Genomic DNA, 23,436 nt, shown 5'->3' with positions numbered 1-23,436 from the left:
TAAAAGGGAGAGTTAAACGATGAAAAAACAAGGATCACTATTATTGGCCCTGCTGCTGGTTACCGTATTGGTTCTGTCAGCATGCGGCAAAAAAGAAGAGCCTACCGCACCTGCCGCTGGAGGAGCTGCTGCTCCACAAGCACCAACAGCATCTACCGTTCGCATCGGAATTTTCAAAAATGTCACACACGCAGCCGGTTATGTTGCTTTGGAACAAGGGCTGTTCCAAAAAGCTTGGGGAGATAAAGTTAAGATCGAGGTTGTCGGCTTTGACAACGGCTCCGATTTCTCCACCGCTTTAGCTACAGATCAGATTGATCTGGGGTACACAGGACCTGGGCCTGCTACCAACCAATTCGTTAAAAGTAAAAACTTCCGTATCGTCAGCGGGTCTACCAATGGTGGAGCTGTACTGGTAGCAGCCAAAGATTCGGGAATTACAAGCCCTAAAGATTTACTTGGTAAAACTGTTGCGATCCCGACAAAAGGCAGCACGAATGAAATTTCTTTGCGCCTGCTGCTTCAACAAAATAATTTGAAAATCACTACAGATAAAACCGGTGTGAATATCATTGCACGTGCACCTGCTGACACAATGGTAGCGATGAGACAAAAAGAAATTGATGCGACTCTTGTTCCAGAGCCTTGGGGTACACAAATGGAGCAGGAAGGCGTAGGCAAAATCATCGTAGATTGGGACAAAATCCCTCCTAATAATGGTAACTATCCTTTAACGTTGCTGGCTGTTAGCGACAAGTTCCTGAAGGATCACCGTGAAATGACGAAGCAAGCGATTAAAGCCAATGCAGAAGCTGTTGACTTTATTAAGAAAAACCCGGATAAATCTTATGAGCTAATTAACAATCGTTTGAAAGCTTTGAGTGGCAAAGGAATGGAAATCAGCCTGATTAAAGCATCCCTGGGTCGTTTTAGCCTCACCACAGATGTTAGCAAGGAAGCCATTGAAGAAATGGCCAAGGTTTCCATTGATGCTGGCTATATTAAAGACGTTAAAAAGGAAGAGCTTGATCTAAGCAAATTTGTGGATTTAACCCTGTTAAATGAAGTAAAGGCAGGCAAATAAGCTTGTATGAAGTAAAAAAGCCCTTTGAGCATCCAAGTGATGCTTCGAAGGGCTTTTGACTATGAGCTCGTACTTGAAGTCAAGACTACTACAAATCCACGCGTACCGTCCAGACGAATCAGGTCACCATCATGAATCAGCCTGGTTACGTCATCTATGCCTACTACAGCTGGAAGACCATATTCGCGCGCTACGACGGCACCATGCGTCATCAATCCGCCTACTTCCATCACCAAACCTACACACGAGTGAAACAGCGGCGTCCACCCTGGATCTGTAAATGGGGCGATCAAGATTTCACCTTTATTCAGCTTTGCATCCTCGGGCCGTAATACCACGCGAGCAATCCCTTCTACGATTCCTGCGGACACCGGAGTTCCGAGCAGTGCATGCTCTGGTGCATCCTGGTGACTTCGACGACCCGTAATGATCTCACCTTCACTTGTCATCAGCCGCGGCGGAATGAGGGACTTGTAATGCTCATGTTCCTTTTTGCGGCCAACTATTATTTGGGAGAGATGCTCGATCGGTCTGCCTTTCGTCAAGTGCAGCAGTTCATCCAAGGTCAAGTAAAAGACATCCTCTTCTTCAATCAGAATTCCTTCCTGCACCAAATTTTGCGCTTCCTTCAGAATAGCCTCTCGAAACAAACCGAAGTGCTGCATCATCAAATATTTGGGATGCTCCCGGATGCTCATTAAATCGCGAAATACTCGCAGTAAGCGACCCATTAATCTCTTTTTAAACCATCCGAAGGGCAACTTCCCAAGACGATCCAATAAGTCGTCAGCAGCCGTTTGAGCCTCTACTGCGCCTTGTGCAAACCGCTCCCTGTGTTCCTTATGCCTCATCGTTCTGATATGGCTTTCAATCGAGGGCAACAGCGAGCTGGCGTCTTCTCTCCATCTTGGGCGTGTAATATCGATTTCACCTGCACAGCGCATGCCATACAGCTGAATAAAATGGTCCCATGCTTGTAAAAAAACGGAACCGCCTTCAACCGTCGAAAGAGCCTCACGAAAGCTTGATGCCCTGCCCTCATGAATCAACGCGGTGACCTCGGGGTACTGCCTGGCAATATCCGCCAAATCTCCGATCATCAGTCCCATCTCACTGGTGACGTTGCCAATCAGCGATTTATTCAAAATGTGAATGACTTCATTATCATGTAACCATCTTACAGCAAGTCCTTGAATCAGTCTTGATGCAATAACACCCGACAACGGATAGGCCATCAGTTCTTGAAACAGGGTACGCAGCAGCTTCCCGGCATGCTCCTGCACTTCAAGCACCCTATTCGCTCCGCTCACGTCTGTCAATTGATCCTTGCCCGATTGGAACGAGGATCTTAACCATGTATTAACGGTATGAACTGCCCGTGAGGTATCAGCAAACAGCAAATTGTTAACGACTCTCCTGAGCAAGGGAACGACAAATCGAGCCATCTGCATAGCAAGTCCTTTAGGCTGCTTGATGTCTTGAATAAATGCATCCCGTTGAACGTATTCGCCCACAGCGCTGCCCATCATTTCGTCAACACCTTTTAGAACCTTGGGTACAAGGCTCCGTGCTGGTTTAAGAGTTAGTATGGGGGTGATATCAATAAACATTCTTCCGCCAGCACGATACGTCAACCTGCTTTCGACTTGAACGGCAGGTTTCCCGAAGGGAAACATCGTCTGCCAGATCGACAGCGCCATCGGCTTCATTGCATCTGTCATCATCTGCTGGTGCCCGAACGAGAGTAGAATATGGGGGGATTCTCCAGCTGCCGTCAACAATTGGGGAAGCGGGTATAACGACGTAATCGGTCGGCTCTGGACAATATAGATCAAACCTCCTGCGTAACACCATTCGATATCCTGATCCGTTCCATAATGATCCTTGATTTTTACACCGAGAGAGGCCAGTTGTTCAATTTGCGAATCTTCAAGTGCCTGCCTGCTTTGCATATCTTCAGGCAAATCCCTTGTAAGCGTACCTCCCTCCGGTAATGAGAAAATGGCGAGCTTCTTTTTGGCTATTTTCTTGGAAATGATCATTCCCGCATGCACCTGATATAAATCCGCTGAGACCAGTCCCGATACAAGAGCCTCTCCTAGTCCATAGCTGGCATCAATAGAAAGGATTCCCCGATGACCGCTAATCGGATCAGCAGTGAACATAATACCCGATACTTCGGGAACCACCATCTGCTGGACAACTACCGATAACTGTACCGAGCGGTGATCGAATCCATTCTTGGCTCTGTAGGAGATGGCCCGATCCGTGAACAGTGATGCCCAGCATTGACGGATGGCCAGCAGCAGCTGCTCCCTTCCTTTTACATTCAAATACGTATCCTGCTGCCCGGCAAATGAGGCATAAGGAAGATCCTCAGCTGTCGCGCTGGAACGAACCGCATAGGCATTTTCTTTAGCTGATTGCTCCCAGCTGCCTATAATTTCAGCAGCAATGGCTTCCGGAATAGCTAACGTCACCAGATGCTTGCGGATACTTTGGCCAAGCTCGGATATCGCATTCAGTTGGTTGGCCTTAATCCCATCCAGCTGGTCAAAATAGGCTTCCATCAGACTGCTTTGCCCGATAAAATCGCGGTAAGCGCTAGTCGTTACACAAAACCCGGGAGGCACCGGAAAACCTGCTCTCGTCATTACACCAAGATTCGCACCTTTTCCACCTACAATGGGTATGCTGTCTTCATCGATCTGTGCAAAGTCAAGAACGTATCCTTTCATCATGCACACGCTCCTCAATGATCGTTATGGATTCGAAGACCTTCTGTAAACATGACAAGCAAGGTTTCAACTGCATCAATCGTCGTAAAACCATGCTTCGAGGCAAAATCCGGACGCAAAAACGTCTGCACAATTTCTGACATAAGAACAGCAGCAACTCGCGGATCGACATTTCGAATCAATCCTACCTGCTGAGCCTGAACCAGCAGTTTCTCAATAAAAGTAAGCTGTCCGGCGCGAAAAGCTTCAATACGATCCCACAGCTCTGGAATATACTTCTGGATATCCTCCAGAAACATCGGATTCAGCTTCACAATCTCTTGCTTGACTCCATAAAGTGTGTCTCTTAATAAATGAAGCGGATCTCCTGCCTGCCGCGTCGATTCGTCAATCCTGGCACTGATCGCTGCCATCGTGTTCTCCAGCACAGCTGCTGCGATCTGCTCCTTCCCACTGAAATACACGTATAAGGTTTTCTTGCTCATCCCAAGCTGTGCCGACAGTTCACTCAAAGTCATAGATCGATATCCTTTTTTATGAAATAAATCGGTTGCTGTCTGTACGATACGTATGCGCATAGCTTCATCCACAATGATACTCTCCCCCGCCTTGAAACCAAGGAAACCAATATAGTTTTTATGGTTTCCATGTTACAAAAAAAATGCATACCCGTCAATCATTCTTCTTACCGATACTTCTCCTCTAGCATCACGGAAAAGTCGAACGGCAGCTAACCCTAAGGATGAACTGCCGTTCTCTCTCCACAGCTTAATAAGGCTTAGGAATCTCTACCTTATGTGTAACGCCGTCTTCCGTAAAGTAAATATGCACACCATGACCTTGATCATCCATGAAGTAGGATACATACTTGGGCTCATCCTTACGGAGTGGCACCAGCAGTGTGGCAATGCGATGACTACGGGCTGATTGTGTTGTAGCCGTCAAATGCCAATGGCGGTTCAGACCTTCTATCTCTGCAGTATCTACTTCTGTAAACTCGTCATGCTGTGATAATGAGAGATCGCCGGATGAGCTGTACACAAAACGCCCATCCATGTCAGCCTTTTGCCCATGAACCTTAAAGGACTGTCCATCCAACTCCATCTCATACAGCGTATGAAACAGCCAATCCACACGTCCCGGCTGTGACAGATCTATTTGATCTACAACTACGATATAGGCACCCTCATAAAAATACAGCTCTCTGACATATCGCTCCAGGTAAGGAACCTGCTCCTGATAAGCAGCGGTCGCATTACAGCGGGAATACGTATAGCCCTTATGGGTTTCGACAGCTTCCACCGTGCCGGATGCCGACATATTCAGTACTTTGTTCGTGCCTGCATATTGCCCCTGACGATCGATTAGTACATTATTAGTAGACCTTGTCTGCTTGCGCCAATTCATGTGCATCGTGCTACCGAAGGCAACATAATAGCCGCTCTCAATTGCGAGTGGTTCCCCATAGGCATGCAGCAGAAAGCCGTTCTGGTCTCCATGGCTGTGACTGATTGAACCGTAAGGACTACTTTTGGTCAACAGCATGATATGGTCTTTCGGACGATCCATATGGGCATGAAAAGCTACCCAGCCTATATCGCGGAACCATTTTACAGGTTCGATATCTGTAGGCGCTTTGGCTTGTACTGCCGGATAATCGTGCATATACATCATCTCGTCAAAACGGAAATCCCACCAGCCATAATTGTAAAACTTCATCTCGGAGTCCGTATCGATCGCTCTAGTCTGCTCATAGTACCATTGATGGTGTCCATTATTGGTAATGCCGGCAAATTGACGAATATTAAAGCCCGTTTTCAAGCTTACCGGATCGCCAAGTGTGGATTGATCGCCAAAGCTGGCACGAAGTGTATCCGGGCTAAAGCAATACAGCGGAAAATCACCCGTATGCTGAAAAAAAGGACGGCGGTAAAAGTTAATACCGGTATATTTATTCAATAGATTCATAGCTTCTGTTACAAAAGCCATCCCGGTCGTCCAATACATCGGACCTTCCGCCCAGCCTCCATCTGCCCCGCCCCATGGAGAATACAAGCATGCATAATACTCCAGCGTATAATCAAGCCATTCCTCTGCCACTACGGCCTCGCCAAGCAGAGCCATGCAGCTTGGAACGATAACCGACGATAAAGAGCGAACTGCATGACTGTCAAAAGGAACATGGTGGATTTTGGAGCGTTCGATCACGTGGAACGCAACCTGACGGGTGCGTGTCAACAAATTGTTACGTACCTCTTCGCGTTCTTCCTCCGTCAGCTCCTGATAGAGCCAATCATAACCCCATGCAACCGCTCCGGCAATACGAAAGGAAGCTTCATCATTATAGTCCCGACTTGTTGTGCCTTCCGGGTTCCATGAGGTAATGTGAAGCAGCCATGATTTGGCCCGTGCAATCAAATCCGCATCCTCAAGAATCACACCAGCAACACTAAGATGACGCACTGCGTATAATGCTTCCTGACAATCGATATACATTTGACGCCATAGGTTGGCTACACGCTTATTGTTTGGATAAGGCAAGGGCTCCGGGATCAGTTCACGGTCGACCCATGGTTTTACCGAACGCTCCAAGAATACATCCCAGCCGTATTTGGATGGCTGTTCACGAACCGTACGGCGAAATTCCGGCAGCTCTTCGGCTTGCAGCCACAATCTGGGATGCTTCATGGAAATATCCGTATATCGGTGCCCGCGCGATGGCAGTGGTGTTTCCGGCAAACCCTCCTGTACCGTAAAGCTGCGAATGTGGCTCCATTCCGTAGGCTGCCCTTCTCCTCGCTGCAATAGCGCATACCGCCAATAGTAAGTTCCCGCAGTGAAAACATGATCAGGCGTATACAAATTGTAAGGAATCGGTTGAACTGTTATGGTATCCTCTGGTGTGAATTGTGAGGATGTAGAATACTGCAGTATATACTGGTCATGCTCAAGCTGAGCCGGAATCCATGTAAACCGCGGCGGATTCTCGATTAAAACGGTCTGTTCATCTGGTGCATATTGCACAGTCAATAGTCCGCTTTGCGGTTGGTATAATGCTTTACTCATGTTTGTCCCTCCAGGTCACAACCAGCCCTTGCTCACGATCAAGCACGCAAACCGCTTCCTGCGACCGGGTGCTTATCACCAGTTGTCCATGACTAGAATTCATACCGATTACATGCGCATGTTCGATTGTCGAAGCTTCATTATTCGTTTCAACGGTACCCGTGGCATCACTTGCTTCCCAACTGGCGTGAACGGCTGGACCCAGCTTATAAATCTGTATAAAGTTAGCTTGCTTGCCCACCTGCCGCTGCAGCAAGCCACTTAATGCTTGGCTCGGATCTATAGAGGTTCCTGGTGTTTCTACACGCAGCAGTGACATTCCCGGAAAAGCAACAATTGATTGATGCAGCGATTTCGTTGTGTCGCTATCAGGCGTATATTGGAGCGTCAGCATCTTGGGAGCCGGAAGCAAATCGAGTTGTTCCTCAAGCCCCAGACTATCGCCTTCCTCTGTTTCATAATAGTCTGTAAGCTTCACCAGATCGTATCCGTGACCAGCGTAGCCCAATGCACCTAACCCATCGTTGTTCCCACTGTCTCTCACCCAGGCTCCGTCTGCAGCATGAGGCTTAACGAGCGGATGCATCCACCAATCGATCGTACGCTCTTCAGACAGCTGAACCTCAAACCAATCGAGCAGCCACTCTCCACTTAAGAGCAAATGCCTGTTTAATATACAGCCTTCATAGGCTCCATCTGATTGCAGCCAAGTATATACAGCTTGCTCCGACTCCGTGAACAGCTTGCATAAACCTGAATGCTCAGCCTGGGATTGCCCATCGATCGAAACCGTATTATGACTGACCGTCTCGGCAAACCATTGCTTACGCAGGGAAGATCCATAAGGAACCACACCCAGATCCGGTGTAAATGTCCCTCCTTCGTACTGAATGGATACATGCAGCTTATCATAATGCCCATGTGAACCACCGTGTGGACCAAAATCTGCAAGGTAGGATAATGGATTACCCGCTTTCCGTCCAACAACAAATCCCGAATCCTTCAGCAGCAGTGTGTTTCTTCCTGCTAATAGACCTGCATTTGTAAGATTGGCATCGCCTTCTCCATAGACAAGTGCTTCCAATGAAATTCGACGAGCCTCTCCGTCCATTTGCCGATAGGCTTCACCTAACAACGGAGCATAAAGCTCATTGCCGTAATGAGCAAGACCAATTTCCATAATCTCCGCGATTTCTCTGGCAAAAGGAACCCTTGCTAACGGGCCATCATGCAGTGCCGGAAGCATACCTTGATCATCGGCCAGCCCTACTAGCACATCAAACATCCCGCGCATGGACTGACCCTGCTCCGCCTGTATATGATATAAATCCACACCGAACCGTTCTGCCATCTCCGCTGAAATCAAATACGCACGCAATACAAAAATATGATAATAAGTGCTGCCTTCAAATTCGAATTGATCCGGTTTTACGCCAATGGAAAGATGGTGCTTCCAACCGCCTTCTCCATCAATCAAGCCCTGTAAAAGTTCCTGCTGTCCACGAATTGCATAAACGCAGGAAAGTGAAGCATTTAGCCAGGCAGTATAATTATTTTCCGCATTCTGACGATCATGAATCAAGATCTGGCGGTATTGCACCATGCTCTCTTCCAGCATGGAAAGGAACACATCCAATGTCGCTTTTTCCGTTTCGTTAAAACCAACACCTTCATCATGAAGCAGTAAATAGGCGCGCAAAATTGTCGTAGACCAGATCGCCTCCGTTAATGCCTGATGAAAGGCGCGCCCCTTCAACATCCAGGGCTGAGCATCCGGGTGCACCGGATATTGCGGAAATTGTGCGGCATAATTGATAATAATTTGCTTGGCCAGCTCCGCGTAGCCTGGTTCATTGATGCCCGCATATATGGCCGCGGCTTGCAGCGCGTACCTTGCCAAGGACTGATGCTTAAATACGAGCCATGCCCCGCGATACGCCTCACCTTCAATACGGCAGCCATGCGGACATTGGAAGCTATGAGCATCACGCTCGGCCGGATCGAACAGCAGCTCAATATGATGCTCAGGGCATACATATTGATGCCACCAGCCGCCAGGCTCTTTCGGAATATGGAGACTGTCGCTGGAAAGAAGAGCATCGAGCTCTTCCTTCAGCTTCTGCAGGGCTTCATTCGCCCATAAAGTGGATTGCAGCTTCTGTTCTATTCTCATCGCATGAACATCCCGCCGTTGACTTCAATCGTCTCACCCGTCAAATAGGCACCCAACTCCGAGGTCAAATACAAGACAGCACCTGCTACATCCTCTGGAGTTCCCTCACGCTTTAACGGGATGCCGCCAATTGTAGCCTGACGTGCTGCATCGGTCGTAAATGTCGAATGAAACGCGGTTTGCCCAATGAAGCCTGGGGATACGATATTTACAGTAACTCCATCACCTGCGACCTCTTTGGCCAAGCCCTTGGAGTAGGCCGATATAGCCGCTTTACTCGCTGCATATATACTTGCTCCGGGTCCGCCTCCGTTATGTCCTGCAACTGAAGCCATGTTCACGATTCGCCCTGCACCCTTGGCTTTCATGCCCGGAATGACGCGTTTGCACATAAATACAGTGCTTTTCAGATTGACATTCATGATCTTGTCATACATCTCTTCCGTCATATCAACATTCGGTACACGCTGCACCATGTGACCTGCATTGTTAACCAGAATATCAATCGTTCCGCCGAATGCACTTTCCACACCGCTTACCAGGCTTTCGATCTGTGCAGCGTCAGTCACGTCTGCTTGAAATAGCTCAGCCTGTCCGCCCGCTTGGCGAATAATCGCTACCGTTTCTTCACCCTGCTCTTTATTGTTCATATAGCTAACACCAACCTTGGCTCCGTTTGCTGCCAATAAAACAGCGGTTGCGCGTCCAATCCCTGCATTAGATCCAGTAACCAAAGCGATTTTCCCATTTAATTGTGTGTTCATTATGTGTTTCCTCCTAAGATTAGTAACGGTTCATCCCGTATTATATTTTGATAGGTTTAGGTATATCAGGCATGGATAAAATAATTCGGCTTCCTTGTTCCCATTCACTTTCAATCTGCATTCCATACTGCTCACCAAATACCATTTGAATCCGTCGATGCACATTCATTAGCCCGATGCCGCCGCGGCGATAATAACCTGATTCCGTCTGCTGCTCCGCTAACCGGTTCAGCTTTAATTGCTCTTGCAGCTCCCGAAGTCTTTCAGGCGGGATGCCAATCCCATTATCCTCAACAATAACTTGAAACAGCCCCTGCTGCTTTCGGGCATCAATCGATATTCGGTGATGAGCCTCAATCCCATTTGGAAAAGCATGCTGGAAGCAGTTTTCGATAACCGGCTGAAGGGTTAAACGAACCATTTTTTCCAACAGCAGCGAAGGTGGGATGATCACATCAATTTCAAACTCACGATCAATCCGGTGCTGCAGAATGATCAAGTAATTGCGCACATGATTCAATTCGTTAGCTACCGTAATCTCTTCCAGATTCGTCTGGATCGAATACCTCAGCATAAACGCCATAGCTTCGACCATTTCGGTAATCTCATGCGAATCCTGAACAATGGCATAGCAATTAATCGTTTCTAATGTGTTGTATAAAAAATGCGGGTTGATCTGCAGCTGCAGAGTTTGAAATTCGGCTCGATGCCGCTCAATTTCCGTCTCCTGTATCTGCAGAGCATCCTTCTGCTGCTGCAGCTCAGCTGCATACACTTTGTTGATCATTTCGGATAAGCGAGTAACCATCAGATTGTAGCTATGAACGAGGCCTCCAATTTCATCTGTCCGCTCGATCTCGTCAATGTGCTGAAAATTTCCTTTTTCCGTTTCACGCATGCTGTCCTTAAGCTCTCGAATCGGTGCCAGCAGCGATCGCCCAAACCGCCAAGCTAGCCACAATGCCACAATCAGGGTCAGCAAGCCAACTACGATTGTTGTTGTTCGTATTGTCGAAATCGGTTTGCGCAGTTCACTAACCGGTACAGAGGCAAGAAGCCGCCAGTTCGAATAATCGGATTTACGCGCCACAAACATCCGGTTTTTGCCCAAGTATTCCGCTTGGAACACCTTGTTATTGCTATCTGTCAAATGAGCGGCAATATCCTTGAATACCTGCTCATCAGGCTGTGCGAAGGGCGGATGATAAATTGACTTTCCCGTCTCATCCACAATAAAAAAATACCCTTCTTTCCCGATATTGACCCGATCCCATATCTTGGCCAGCTCTTGCAGCTTGAACTCAATCGCCACAATTCCTTTAAAATCCGTGTAAGCAGCCCCACGTACCTGACGTGCCATAGTAACTACCGTTCCTTGGTCGCTCGGGCGAAAGCTCGTGTTCAAAAGAACGATTGAGCCATCTTCAGGTATAGCTTTCATCAGCCAATCATATCTTTCTGGACTAAGTCCAGCTTCACTGAAAAGAAAATTCTGATTATCGTACACAACGGATCTGCCCTGCCGTCCAACGATATAAATGACATTCAGTTGTTTGTAAATCGTTTGAATCGACTGCACGGACCGGGAGGCGAAATTTTTAATTTCGTTCGAATAATAATAATATTCGTAGGAATCATTCGGCCCGATCTCGAAAAAATTTCTTACATCCGTATTGGATGAAAAGGTGTTGCTCAAGAGCTCGTACGTTTGCAAATAAATATCCGTTTGATAAGCAACATTCTCAATCATTTGCTCCATATACTGCTCAACCTGCGTATCCAAAGCTCGGGAAGCCTGAAAATACGACACAAACCCGACAGAAGCCAGCGATATGACAATGACAATCGCAAAATAAAAATAAACTTGTCCGGAAAGCGTGCGCATTTTCATCATTCGATTCCCAGCTTGTTCCTGAATTCAGATGGCAATAAGCCCGTATGCTTCTTAAAGGTTTTGGTGAAATGCGGATGGTCTGCATAGCCCACTTCTCCGGAAATGTCCGTGATCCGGTAATGCGGCTGGGCTAACAGCTTCTTAGCCTTCTCCATCCGCCTGCGCGTACGGTATTGCACAAAGGTTTCCTGAGTCGATTGCTTAAAGAGCTGACTAAAGTAGGACGCATTAAGCCCGATACGACCCGCAACCTCCTCCAGCGATACCTCTTCAGCTAAATGCGTCTCAATATATTGCTTGGCTTCCTCAACAGGGTCCTTCAGCTTGCCTCTACGCTTTACTTTCAATTCTGCAAATAACTGCTCAAGACTTGCTGCAAACCGAGACCATACCTCATCTTCATTCTTGACGCCAGTCAAATCCAGCTTTTCTATGAAGGAAAATACATCTCTGCCAAGCAACCGCTTATACAACAGTGCCGAAAATTCGCCCAGCACATCAATCCATTGATTCAGGCGCAGCCGCTGAACTTGAAGCTCCAATTGAACCTTATTCAGCGTACTGCATAATCCTTTATGATCCAGAGACCATATCGCATCCTCCATAGCACCAACCCATTCCTCAAGCCTTTGCACGGAGACGAAGGTTTGCGATTGCTGCAGCGTATGCAGATGTGTCAGCTTGATCAAAGCGGCTTCGACTGTTTTCTTGCTAATCGGCTTTAATACATATTCCTTCACACCATAGGACAAGCACTTTTGCGCATATTCAAAATCACTGTACCCGGACACAACCACAATGTGAATGCTGGGGTCCAATTCTGACACGTGTCTGCATAGCTCAAGCCCGTCCAGCTTTGGCATCCGAATATCCGTAAACAGGAAATCAGGACGCTCCTCACGAATCTGCTGCAGCGCATCCTCTCCATTTTCCGCTAATCGTAAGCTTGATACAGGCTGACCTGATTGTTGAATCAGCTTTTGCAATCCTTTACGGATCATCGGCTCGTCATCCGCAATCATTATGCTGTACATGAGGTCGCCTCCTTTGCTGAATTAAACATCTATGCTTGTAGTATACACGATGCCAGATGTGAAATCCTTTCACACACAAGCCTTCTAAGCCATGACCTGAATAAAACGCACTCCCCATGTCATCAGACATGAGGAGCTCAATGTAAAACAATTATCGACGCGGCATGCTGATCGTCACACTTGGATCTTGTTTATTAAATTTCTCAGTTGCTTCTTTGATGACGTCATTTCCGCCTTTGGACTTATACTCTTCAATAACCTTAGGCCAGTCGGAAATCGGCTCTTTACCATAAACCATTTTGACCATGTGCTGCAAAATGAGCGGTGCGGCATAGTCGGATTCCGGTGAAATGTCTGGATTTTTGATCAATGCGTCAAGGCGCGGTTCGAATTGAACACCATCACGGCCTTCTTTGGCAAGCATGTTATCGTACGTACTCATCAGTTTCTTACCATCTTCTGTCAAGCTGAGTGTACCTTTGTTGTAGGTAGTGTCTTGAACCATCCAAAGGAATGCCTGACGGTAACGCTCTTCGTCTACAGCCTGAGGCTCAGTAGGAGCTTTGTATTCAATTTTGCCATCAACTGTCTTGAACGTCTCACCCTCTACTCCGAAGGTGAAGAATTTCTCTGCTTCGTCAGATAGCATCCAATCGAAGAACTTGATGATTGCTTCCGGATTTTTTACATTTTTGTTAATAAACCAAGCCCGGGTAACGGAGTTATACAGGTACGCTCCACCTTTGCCGTCAGGTCCTGTAGGTGCCGCAATCAGCTCCACCTTGGCAGTTGGCACGTTCGCTTTGAGCTGTTGTTCCCATTGCAGTACTTCATTCGCATTCATCGACCAAATGCCGGATTTACCTGCAAGAATCGAGTTTTTGTACACTGTAGGGTTGATTGTTGCGAATTCTTTGTTGATCAAGCCCTCATCGAACATCGTTTTATACGTTTGCAGCGCTTTCGTCATATTCTCCACATTGAAAAATTTAGGTACAATCTGATCTCCCTGCTTCATAAACATCGACATGTAAGGGTATGCATCAAAAGCACCGAAGAATGAATCCGCATATTTGAAATTTTCGCGGCCTTGATAAGGGTTCTCTACGCCCATTTCTTTAAATTTGCGCATGACTGTCAAATATTCATCTACCGTCTTTGGAATTGGCAGCCCCGCTTTATCCAGCAGATCCTTACGTATCGCTACAGCTCGCCGGGAAGGATTCGATAGAAATTCAGGAATTGCATAAATTTTACCTTTGTAGGTTTCTTTTTGCCATGCATCCTTAGGAATTTTCTTCAACAGATTTTGTCCGTATTTTTGCAGCAAATCGTCAAGTGGCATGAACACACCAGCTTGCACGGAGCCCGCCATTTCTTTACCGGATACCCCACCGGAGCCGCCCACAACGTCAGGAATATCATTGGTGGCAAACATTTGAACCATTTTTTGCTCATATTCCTTATGAGGCACCAAAACGATATTCAGATCGGTATTGGTCAAATCTTCCAGTCTTTTTACCCATTTGTCTTCGTTAATGTTCGGTGATTTTTCTACGTGGTTAAATGCAAGTGTTCGCATCGAGATAGAGAACTTGGCTTTTTCTGCAGGCTTGCTGCCTCCAGCGGCATTATTTGCTTCAGGTGCTTTGGAAGAACATGCCGTCAAAGTCGTGACTGCCATTACGGAGGCCAAACTAACCTTCATCCATTTTTTCATGTATTACCCCTCTTTTCTGAGAACTTATAATATTTAATGATGATGTTGTGTAGCGCTTTCATGATAGCTTCATTGTAGATTTACCTAACCATTGTCACAATGGACTTTCATTAGGTTCAGTAGGCTTTTTTTTAGAATATATGAAATGAATGGGGTGATACGATTATTAGGATTTCACCGAACCGATCATCATACCCTTAACAAAATGCTTTTGCAGGAACGGATAAATCAGCACAATTGGAATGGTAGCAATAATAATCGTCGCCATCTTGATGCCTTCCGGATTCATATGTGCAAGTGAGCTGAACTGGGTAGCCGAAGGATCGATATTGATATCATCCGACATAATCAGCTGACGCAATTTCACCTGAAGCGGCCATAAGTTCGGATTGTTCAAATAGTATAGGGCATTCATGTACGTATTCCAATGACCTACCGCGTAAAATATCCCCAGTGATGCCATAACCGGCTTGGACAACGGCAGTACGATACTCCAGATCATCCGTGTTTCGCTGCAGCCATCAATACGGCCGGAGTCAATAATTTCCGGAGGAATTTGCATAAAGAAGGCCCGCATAACGAAGAAGTTAAAGGCGCTTATGGCTCCTGGTAAAATCAAGGCCCACAAAGAATTAGTCAGATTCAAACCCTTCATTAATATAAAGTTAGGGATCAATGGAGCGCTGAATACCATCGTAATCAAGACGAAAAATACAATATATTTACGACCCATATACTCTTGTCTGGATACCGGATAAGCGAGCGAGGCTGTCGCCAACAGGTTGATAATCGTACCCACAACTGTAATGTACACGGTAATCCCGAACGATCTCCATAATGAAGCATCACTGAATACATATTGATAATTAATCATAGTAAATTCGACGGGCCAAAACACGACTTTACCGTTTATTATAGCCTCTGATGAACTGAGCGATTCTGCCAGAACGTTCAAAAAAGGTAGAAACATCAGCAACCCGAGAATAGTCAAAAAGACAATGTTGAATCCATTAAATACTTGCTGACCTGTACTTACTTTTCTCATACCGCTTCCTCCTCTCCCTGGTTTAGTACAAGCTTTCGCCCGTTGTTTTTTTACTGAATACATTTCCGATCACGATTAAGACGAGACCAACAATCGATTTGAACAAACCAATAGCTGTGGTGTAGCTGTACTGCTGTGACTGCAAGCCTGATTTATAAATATACGTATCGAGAATTTCACCATTATGACTATTAAGCGGATTGAGGAATACATACACACGCTCGAATCCAAAATCAAGAAATTTACCGATATGCAGCAGGAATAAAATCATAATCGTCGGCAGCAGCGAAGGAAGTGTAATCGAAATCGTTTGACGCCAGCGGCTCGCTCCATCCACCTCAGCAGCTTCATACAAATCAGGATTAATACCTGCCAGTGCCGCCAAATAGATAATCGTGCCATAGCCCGAATCCCGCCAAATCCCTGAACCGATCAATACGGAGCGGATATAAGAATCTTCACCTAGAAAATAGATAGGCTGGAATCCCAGATAGCTGATCAATTGATTAAGAATCCCTGTAGATGGTGAGAGAATCCCGATTGCGATTCCACTGACGATTACCCATGACAAGAAGTGTGGCATATAAACGAGTGTTTGCAAAAATCTTTTGTATACGACAACACGTAATTCATTTAAGAGCAATGCCAGAATAATAGGAGCGGGAAAACCAAGTACCAAATCATAAAGACCAATCAACAGTGTGTTGTTTAAAATAATCAGGAAATCATAATGGGCAAACATTCTTTTAAAATGCTCCAGACCTACCCACTCACTTCCCATGATCCCTCCGAACAAATTGTACTCTTGAAACGCGATGATCGAGCCGAACAACGGAATGTACTTGAAAATAAAGAAATAAATAATGCCTGGCAGTGAAATCAGATAAAGCGCTTTATATTTCCACATAAAGCTGAATAGGCTTCTTTGGGTTGTTGCGCGATAGCTGACCTGCTCTGCTGATTGAACCTTGCTAGCCATATGGCCGCCCCCTTTTGTCATGAATCTGTACATGCTTGATTGATATACCCTTATCCTACTTGCATTGCAGACATTGAACAATGGAATCCCTTTTATCCCACTTGTGTTTTTTTTAGGTTTGTCACAAAGACTTGCGCTGCTTATATGGTTCGGCCTATGATCCTATGATATAGTAAGGCTATCTATCAAACCGAAGCTGACTTACGGAAACTTATGTATTCAGTTTTCTCCAAAAATTAAAGGAGGTTCCCCTATGACATTTACCGGATTTACGCAAAATGATTTTGATGTATTCTCTATACCTGGCCTCGAAGGTCGGATGGAAGGGATTCAAACCCGGATTCAGCCTAAATTTAAAGCACTCGGAGAGCCTCTTCGTGACGAACTATCCCTACTTACTGGAAATCCTATGTATTTGCATATAGCGAAGCATGCCCGCCGCAAGGTTAACGCACCTGTTGATACGTGGATGGCAATCGGTCATGATAAACGCGGCTACAAGCAGCACCCGCATTTTCAGGTTGGACTGTTTGACGACCGGGTATTTATTTGGCTTGCACTAATCTACGAGCTCCCTAACAAAAAGGCGATAGCCGAAAGCTATCTGAGCCATTTTAAAAAAATACGTCGCATCATTCCCAAGGAATACGTGTTATCCGCTGATCATATGAAGAAAGACAACATTTCGTTCAAGAGTCTCAAGGAGCAGGAATTGCAAACCGCGTTCGAGAGATTTCGCGATATTAAGAAGGAAGAGCTGCTCATCGGACACAACATCGCTTATGACAATCCTATCCTTGCCGATGGTCAAGCACTGGCCGAATTCATCAAACAAACCTTCGAGACCTTAATGCCCCTATACCAGATGGCCCGTCAAGCATCATCCTGAAATTAATCTTAAATTAAGCTTAGCTTCAAGTTAGCTTAAGACTGCTTGTGTAAGTTTGAGATAGATAGAACCAAACCCATTTGATTTTCCACTGGAAAGGTGGCTTCGTACATGATGAACCGTTTTCAACCCAAACAAGTCATTGTCACGAGCTTAACATTAGCTCTGCTGCTTGGTGGAACTGCTCTCTATACAACGAAACAGCGAGCTTATGCCGAAACACCTGACCAAGCTGTTAAACCATACACTTCCTCTGAGCATAAAAATGAACATAAAAAAGCCAATTCTGGAAAAGCAACAAAGGAACATACCGCGCAGCGTGATTTTGCAAAAGGCAAAATGCCGATTCTTGACGAGGCTTCTGCCATTCTGGGTGTAGATAAAGCAGCGCTTAGCGCTTCACTGAAGGACAAAAACCTTGTCGAGATTGCCAAGGATAAAGGTATTTCTGAAGCGGATTTAATTGCTAAGCTGCAGACAGAACGTGCCCAAAAGATCGACGAAGCGGTTCTAGCAGGCAAAATTAAAGCCGAGAATGCGGATAAGCTCAAAGCGAATATGGCTGATCATTTGAAATTTATGGTCAATCATAACGGCGAATTCAATAAGCACAGTGCTGGCAAGGCTGATAAAAAACAACATAACAGTGCGCTGCCTGCTCCTGATAAATTAGCTGCTATATTGGGTATAACTGCCGATGAGCTTAAATCGGAAACGAAAGCCGGCAAATCCTTAACCGAAATCGCGGAATCCAAAGGAATATCCAAGGAACAGCTGATCCATCAGATAACTGAACAGATTACACCCTGGGTTGAGAAAAAGGTTGACCATAAGCGGGGCCAACCTTCCCTCAATAAGCAACCAGCCAGTTAATAGCTAGTAACTCTGATAACTGCATACCTAAGCTTTATCAAGCATTACAAACAGGCCCCGATACCCGCGTTAATATAGTGGGAGTTGAGGCTTGTTTTGTTATATCCTGTCCTGAATTTGTCCTAAATAATTGTTGTTTTTCACACTTACGTCACACGATTCGTTTATAATGAACAATAAGGTCTGATTATGGAGGTGTCTCGTTTTGAAATTATTCAACCCCAACCGTTTTCGTATCCCCCTGCTTATACTCGGCACCTCTCTCATTGCCGGTGTTCTGTGGGTACAGGATGAACTCCGTTCAACCAGCACCCTGCAAGCGGCCTCACTCCCTCCGGCAGCCAGTGTCCCAGCTAATAATGGCCTGCTCGTTTATGAGCAGAATTGTATAGCCTGTCATGCCGTTGAAGGCAAAGGACTTGACCGTTACCCACCGCTTGTCAGTGATCGGGTAAAGAAGAAATACGGCACATACGATCAGGCTTACGAATTCATTAGCCACAGCATGCCGCAAAACTCGCCGGGATCGCTCAGCGAGGAGGATTACAAGAATGTAACCCGATACGTCCTCTCTCTTAATGGAATCCCAACCGAATTCAATGATATTAGCAGCCACTGGGCCAACAAAGAAATCAAAGAGCTGCTGGACAAGCAGTTCATCGATGGCTATGTAAATAAGGAAAACGGAACTCTTTCTTTTAAACCGGAGCAAAATATTACCCGAGCCGAATTTGTGCGTTATTTGGTAAAAGCGAAGCAAATGTTTTTATCAAACAGTACGACAACCGAATTCACAGACATCAACACCGACAAGGAAAACAGACCCTATATTATTACAGCAGTTGAATATGGATTAATTGACGGCTATGCAGACCATACCTTTCGTCCTGACAACCAAATTTCACGTGCTGAAATCGCAGCCATCCTGTCACGGAGTGAAATGCTTAAAGGCGAACCGGGCAAGGGCTTCAAAGATGTAGCCGACAGCTATTGGGCCAAGGACAATATTCTTGCGGTTCAGCAGGCAAATCTGTTTGATGGTTATGAGGATGGTACCTTCCGCCCTCTTAAAGAAATGAAGCGCGGCGAGGCCGTTGCCGTCATATACAGGCTGCTCAATCCCTCCTGAGTCTTAATCGCTATGTATGGCAAAGAACCGCCGGGGCTTATATTTGTTCTCAAGCCCGGCGGTTCTTGTTAATTACGGTTATATGTAATTGTTCAGACGTTATTATAGCTGACGCAGTTCACCTGCTGCTTGGCTGCGATCGAGCACCATAAAACGATAAAGCAGATAAAGTGCCGCCAACGAAAGAACCGCACCCATATAAAAGGGAAGCTGATGGCTGTATTGGTAAATCCCTGCCCCAAGCAGTGGTCCTGTAATACGTCCAAGGCTATCCATCGATGAGCTAAGTCCAGAGGCTACACCTTGTCCGGCTTTTGTTTTTTGAGTGATCAAGGAAGTCACACAAGGACGTATCAGGGCATTGCCTGCAGCAAAAACCGATAAGTAAATCGATGCTGTGACCAAACTTGATGAAAACAAAATCAGTACGAAGCCTATGGCCGATAGCACCAAACCAATTCCAATGACCTTGGCTTCATCACCACGCTTAATGAACCTGCGTACGACTCCCCCCTGAATCAAGGCGCCTACGACACCACTCACCGCAAACATAATACCCAGCTGTAAGGAGGTCGCACCAATCTGATCCTTTTCAAACAGCAGCAGTGTAGCTTCCAAGCCTGCTAATGTAAAGGAGACAAAAAACGACAGCACATACAAATATTTAACCGTGCCCATGAAAGCAGTCCACCGGGAAACCTTGGCCCCCTGTGGCTTGTGACGCTTCTCTTTAGTTAAAGATTCTGGCAGCATCACCAGGGCGAACAAGAATGTAACGAAGGCAAGTCCGGATGCTGTATAGAAGGGAATTTGATAGCCCCACTGGCTAAGAATGCCTCCAACTGCAGGACCGAATATAAACCCGAGACCGATTGACATCCCGACAAGTCCCATACCCTTTGTCCTGTTGTCCTCTGTTGTAATATCCGCAACATAGGCCACAGCGCAAGTCGTAGCTGCCCCGGAGAATAACCCACCCAATATTCTGGAAACATACATCAGGGTCAAATTATCACCAGCAATACCAAATATAAAAAAGCTGACGCTAAAACCGATGGTTCCAAGAATTATTAATGGCCGTCGACCTATTCTGTCAGACAAGCTTCCCCAAATAGGCGCCATCAAAAACGAAGCCAATGAGTAAATGGACAACAGCATTCCCAAGTGAAAGCTGCTTGCTCCCGACCCCTCTATCGCATCAGGTAACACAGGGATAATGATGCCGAAGCCGATAAATATCGTCATCAGCAGTACCATGATAATGGCCAGCTGTTTGTTCATGATCGTGTTATATGCCTCCTACAAACTCTCGACAAATAATGACATCGAAAGCATTTGCTTATTAGATTGTAGACCTATCGTATCACAACTTATTTATACAGGGAAACCTTCGCCCCTGAAGATTAACAAATTGGACAAAACATTCAAAGAAATTACGAATTTTTCTTGCAAAAGTTAACAAACTATTAACACAAATGGCTTGCATCCTTGGCTGATTATAGTTTAGTATCTAAAAGAGTTTGTATTAATGCTAACACCGTGAAAGGTAGGGATGACTGTGGACCACAAGCGTACTCCTCTATTCTCTGCGTTGAAAGAACACGCAGAACGCAATCCAATTCAATTTCATATTCCAGGCCATAAAAAAGGAGTTGGAATGGATCCGGAATATCGCGCATTTATCGGTGATAACGCCCTATCTATCGACCTTATAAATATAGCTCCTCTGGATGACCTGCACCAACCGACAGGTGTGATCGAAGAAGCTCAGCATTTGGCCGCGGATGCTTTTGGTGCGGATCACACATTCTTCTCTGTTCAAGGAACCAGCGGCGCGATCATGACGATGATTTTGACCGTTTGCTCACAGGGTGATAAAATTATCGTTCCCCGAAATGTGCATAAATCTGTCATGTCGGCCATTATTTTTGCAGGAGCCAAGCCAGTCTTTGTTTCACCGGTCCGTGATAAGAACCTCGGGATTGATCATGGCATTACGACACGCTCTGTCAAACGCGCTCTGGAAAGACATCCGGATGCCAAAGCTGTTCTGGTTATCAATCCTACTTATTATGGGGTTTGTGCCGATCTTAAGGAAATCGTTGACCTCGTGCATAGCTATAATATACCTGTGCTGGTTGATGAAGCTCATGGCGTGCTGATCCATTTTAGCAGCAAGCTGCCCATATCTGCTATGGAAGCTGGCGCTGATATGGCGGCAACCAGCGTTCATAAGCTTGGCGGCTCCATGACACAAAGCTCCGTATTAAATATTAAGGAAGGGCGCATCAATCCGAGCCGCGTCAAAACCATCCTTAGTATGCTGACAACAACGTCCACTTCCTACATCCTGCTTGCTTCTCTGGATACCGCGCGCCGCCATTTGGCATTAAACGGAGAGGAATTGGCTGACAAAGCGATTGCACTGGCCCAATTTGCTCGTCATGGCATCAATGAAATTCCCGGTCTAAGCTGCTTTGGTGAAGATATTCTTGGTACTGAAGCTACCTTCAATTATGATCCAACCAAGATCAATATTCATGTCCGCCACTTGGGCATCACCGGATACGATGCAGAAAACTGGCTGCGTGATCATTACAATATTGAGGTTGAGCTCAGCGATATGTACAACATCCTGTGCCTGATTACTCCAGGGGACACTCACGAGAACATCGATACGCTACTCAATGCCCTACGTGAGCTTTCCAGCCAAAATTATAACATCCGTCCAGCCACGGATTTAATTATTAAGGTTCCGAGCATTCCACAGCTGACACTGACTCCTCGCGATGCCTTTTATGGCGATACCGAAGTGGTCCCTTTCAAGGAATCGGCTGACCGAATCATTGCCGAATTTATTTATGTGTATCCTCCAGGAATTCCGATTCTACTGCCCGGTGAGGTCATTTCACAGGATTTGATCGATTATATTGTCGAGCATGTTGAAGTCGGGCTCCCTGTTAAAGGACCTGAGGATCGCAGTATTCAGAATGTAAAAGTTATCGTCGAAACGAACGCTATCTTCTAATTTTTTTCACTAGTAGAAGTCCATTGAAGCTCGCTATTTCCTTGCAGTAAGAACAAGTCGAAACCGACTTGTTCTTTGTGCTTTTCCCCGTAGTCAGTATCAAGTATCCTCTTATTTGCTAACAACTTCCCGATCTAGCCAAGCTATTACATCAGCCACTGCATGTTCTTCATGATGGCAGCAGGATCGATCAGAAGCGCTCAGCAGTATTTCATGAGCATTAGCTACAGCAACCCCGACACCAGCCCTTCGGATCATTTCAAGGTCATTCAAATTATCGCCCATTGCAATACATTTGGACATCTCAATGCCCATTAGCTGTACCAAGTGCTCCAAAGCATGTCCTTTCGTTGCACCCGACGGCAGCAGTTCCAAATATTTTTCATCAGAACGTACCCAAATGACATCTTCATCATCGGTTTCTGCGGTGAAACGTTCAATCTCGTCCAATCGCTCAGGTGTCCAGGCCAACAGTACCTTAAACCATGGATCCTTCAATGACTCGAAGCTTTCAAGTACGGGTCTCGTGAATTTTTCCATACGACGATGGTAATCGGTTGTCTCATTTTCACGAATGAAATAAGGCTCGCTGCCGCAATATATTTCCACACCCACCTCGGGAAACCGTTCCATGACCCGACTCAGAACCGCCCCAGCTGAAGGTACCAACGTACGCTGCCAAATATCGACCCCTTTAGCAAAATCATGGATTACAGCACCGTTATATAAGACCGCTGGCGCATTAAGCGGCAGTTGATCGGCAAACCGTTGTACCGATGACGTTATGCGTCCAGTCGCCAAAGTGAACAAGCCGCCATGCTCCACAAACATTTCTATGGCTTGTTGATTTTCAGGACTGATGATTTTACCTCTGTTTAATAATGTGCCGTCCATATCCGTGACTAGCAAATAACCATCAAATCGTTGCTTATTCATTGTGTACGCTCCTCTGTCTATCCATATTGTCAAAACGCTTTCTAAAATGCTATGATGTTCATGGTATCCGATCAGATGTAACCC

At 45.9% G+C, this 23,436-nt stretch carries 17 protein-coding genes; 5 read left to right on the top strand and 12 right to left on the bottom strand.

Annotated features, from left to right (window positions below):
* The first annotated feature begins 19 nt into the window (after nt 1-19).
* On the top strand, nt 20-1,084 hold the full coding sequence (locus BK127_RS30990) for an ABC transporter substrate-binding protein (RefSeq protein WP_076235967.1): 1,065 nt from the start codon (nt 20-22) through the stop codon (nt 1,082-1,084).
* Between the two features lie 59 nt (nt 1,085-1,143).
* Here the strand turns inward: BK127_RS30990 and BK127_RS30985 are convergent, their stop codons facing one another.
* The 10 genes from BK127_RS30985 to BK127_RS30940 form a co-directional block, all read right to left on the bottom strand.
* Complete coding sequence (locus BK127_RS30985) at nt 1,144-3,825, bottom strand: phosphoenolpyruvate synthase (protein WP_256711529.1); 2,682 nt, start codon at nt 3,823-3,825, stop codon at nt 1,144-1,146.
* Nucleotides 3,826-3,836: 11 nt separating this feature from the next.
* Nucleotides 3,837-4,412, bottom strand: a complete 576-nt coding sequence (locus BK127_RS30980; protein ID WP_076235966.1) for a TetR/AcrR family transcriptional regulator — start codon at nt 4,410-4,412, stop codon at nt 3,837-3,839.
* Between the two features lie 178 nt (nt 4,413-4,590).
* On the bottom strand, nt 4,591-6,888 hold the full coding sequence (locus BK127_RS30975; RefSeq protein ID WP_076235965.1) for a DUF4962 domain-containing protein: 2,298 nt from the start codon (nt 6,886-6,888) through the stop codon (nt 4,591-4,593).
* Complete coding sequence (locus BK127_RS30970; protein WP_076235964.1) at nt 6,881-9,061, bottom strand: heparinase II/III domain-containing protein; 2,181 nt, start codon at nt 9,059-9,061, stop codon at nt 6,881-6,883. Before BK127_RS30970 ends, BK127_RS30975 begins: the two co-directional genes overlap by 8 nt.
* Entirely contained in the window at nt 9,058-9,825 is a 768-nt protein-coding gene (locus BK127_RS30965; protein WP_076235963.1) for an SDR family NAD(P)-dependent oxidoreductase, read from the bottom strand. The genes BK127_RS30970 and BK127_RS30965 overlap by 4 nt, the downstream gene beginning before the upstream one ends.
* A gap of 40 nt (nt 9,826-9,865) precedes the next feature.
* A complete protein-coding gene (locus BK127_RS30960; protein ID WP_305954337.1) occupies nt 9,866-11,719 on the bottom strand; it encodes a cache domain-containing sensor histidine kinase in 1,854 nt (617 codons plus the stop codon).
* On the bottom strand, nt 11,716-12,753 hold the full coding sequence (locus BK127_RS30955) for a response regulator transcription factor (RefSeq protein WP_076235962.1): 1,038 nt from the start codon (nt 12,751-12,753) through the stop codon (nt 11,716-11,718). The genes BK127_RS30960 and BK127_RS30955 overlap by 4 nt, the downstream gene beginning before the upstream one ends.
* Nucleotides 12,754-12,904: 151 nt before the next feature.
* The gene (locus tag BK127_RS30950; protein ID WP_076235961.1) at nt 12,905-14,473 is read right to left on the bottom strand and encodes an extracellular solute-binding protein; all 1,569 of its coding nucleotides are present in this window, start codon (nt 14,471-14,473) and stop codon (nt 12,905-12,907) included.
* Between the two features lie 166 nt (nt 14,474-14,639).
* Nucleotides 14,640-15,518 carry a carbohydrate ABC transporter permease gene (locus BK127_RS30945; protein ID WP_076235960.1) on the bottom strand — a complete coding sequence of 293 codons (879 nt, stop codon included), beginning with the start codon at nt 15,516-15,518 and terminating at the stop codon, nt 14,640-14,642.
* A gap of 22 nt (nt 15,519-15,540) precedes the next feature.
* Nucleotides 15,541-16,497, bottom strand: a complete 957-nt coding sequence (locus tag BK127_RS30940) for an ABC transporter permease (RefSeq protein ID WP_076235959.1) — start codon at nt 16,495-16,497, stop codon at nt 15,541-15,543.
* 253 nt (nt 16,498-16,750) lie between these two features.
* On the opposite strand from BK127_RS30940, the gene BK127_RS30935 reads away from it, so the two are divergent.
* The 3 genes from BK127_RS30935 (at nt 16,751) to BK127_RS30925 (ending at nt 19,388) form a co-directional block, all read left to right on the top strand.
* A complete protein-coding gene (locus tag BK127_RS30935) occupies nt 16,751-17,386 on the top strand; it encodes a DUF1054 domain-containing protein (RefSeq protein WP_076235958.1) in 636 nt (211 codons plus the stop codon).
* Between the two features lie 111 nt (nt 17,387-17,497).
* Nucleotides 17,498-18,259 (top strand): hypothetical protein, encoded by a 762-nt coding sequence (locus BK127_RS30930; RefSeq protein WP_256711528.1) that lies wholly within the window; start codon nt 17,498-17,500, stop codon nt 18,257-18,259.
* A gap of 205 nt (nt 18,260-18,464) precedes the next feature.
* Entirely contained in the window at nt 18,465-19,388 is a 924-nt protein-coding gene (locus tag BK127_RS30925; RefSeq protein WP_076235957.1) for an S-layer homology domain-containing protein, read from the top strand.
* A gap of 102 nt (nt 19,389-19,490) precedes the next feature.
* On the opposite strand, the gene BK127_RS30920 is transcribed toward BK127_RS30925, so the two are convergent.
* Entirely contained in the window at nt 19,491-20,669 is a 1,179-nt protein-coding gene (locus tag BK127_RS30920; protein ID WP_076235956.1) for an MFS transporter, read from the bottom strand.
* Between the two features lie 277 nt (nt 20,670-20,946).
* Between BK127_RS30920 and BK127_RS30915 the strand changes: the two genes are divergently transcribed.
* Nucleotides 20,947-22,416 carry an aminotransferase class I/II-fold pyridoxal phosphate-dependent enzyme gene (locus tag BK127_RS30915; RefSeq protein ID WP_445667536.1) on the top strand — a complete coding sequence of 490 codons (1,470 nt, stop codon included), beginning with the start codon at nt 20,947-20,949 and terminating at the stop codon, nt 22,414-22,416.
* Nucleotides 22,417-22,527: 111 nt separating this feature from the next.
* Here the strand turns inward: BK127_RS30915 and BK127_RS30910 are convergent, their stop codons facing one another.
* Nucleotides 22,528-23,352, bottom strand: coding sequence for a Cof-type HAD-IIB family hydrolase (locus BK127_RS30910; protein ID WP_076235954.1), 825 nt, complete (start codon nt 23,350-23,352; stop codon nt 22,528-22,530).
* Nucleotides 23,353-23,436 lie beyond the last annotated feature (84 nt).

It is taken from the genome of Paenibacillus sp. FSL H7-0331 (genome assembly GCF_001956045.1).
This window is presented reverse-complemented; position numbering and strand designations above follow the sequence as displayed.

Bases quoted from the DNA above. Each gene is read 5' to 3' on its own strand.
- BK127_RS30990 (WP_076235967.1), top strand. From the start codon at position 20: ATGAAAAAACAAGGATCACTATTATTGGCCCTGCTGCTGGTTACCGTA.
- BK127_RS30910 (WP_076235954.1), bottom strand. From the start codon at position 23,352: ATGAATAAGCAACGATTTGATGGTTATTTGCTAGTCACGGATATGGAC.
- BK127_RS30985 (WP_256711529.1), bottom strand. From the start codon at position 3,825: ATGATGAAAGGATACGTTCTTGACTTTGCACAGATCGATGAAGACAGC.
- BK127_RS30960 (WP_305954337.1), bottom strand. From the start codon at position 11,719: ATGATGAAAATGCGCACGCTTTCCGGACAAGTTTATTTTTATTTTGCG.
- BK127_RS30970 (WP_076235964.1), bottom strand. From the start codon at position 9,061: ATGAGAATAGAACAGAAGCTGCAATCCACTTTATGGGCGAATGAAGCC.
- BK127_RS30920 (WP_076235956.1), bottom strand. From the start codon at position 20,669: ATGAACAAACAGCTGGCCATTATCATGGTACTGCTGATGACGATATTT.
- BK127_RS30965 (WP_076235963.1), bottom strand. From the start codon at position 9,825: ATGAACACACAATTAAATGGGAAAATCGCTTTGGTTACTGGATCTAAT.
- BK127_RS30955 (WP_076235962.1), bottom strand. From the start codon at position 12,753: ATGTACAGCATAATGATTGCGGATGACGAGCCGATGATCCGTAAAGGA.
- BK127_RS30945 (WP_076235960.1), bottom strand. From the start codon at position 15,518: ATGAGAAAAGTAAGTACAGGTCAGCAAGTATTTAATGGATTCAACATT.
- BK127_RS30930 (WP_256711528.1), top strand. From the start codon at position 17,498: ATGATGAACCGTTTTCAACCCAAACAAGTCATTGTCACGAGCTTAACA.
- BK127_RS30975 (WP_076235965.1), bottom strand. From the start codon at position 6,888: ATGAGTAAAGCATTATACCAACCGCAAAGCGGACTATTGACTGTGCAA.
- BK127_RS30940 (WP_076235959.1), bottom strand. From the start codon at position 16,497: ATGGCTAGCAAGGTTCAATCAGCAGAGCAGGTCAGCTATCGCGCAACA.
- BK127_RS30935 (WP_076235958.1), top strand. From the start codon at position 16,751: ATGACATTTACCGGATTTACGCAAAATGATTTTGATGTATTCTCTATA.
- BK127_RS30950 (WP_076235961.1), bottom strand. From the start codon at position 14,473: ATGAAAAAATGGATGAAGGTTAGTTTGGCCTCCGTAATGGCAGTCACG.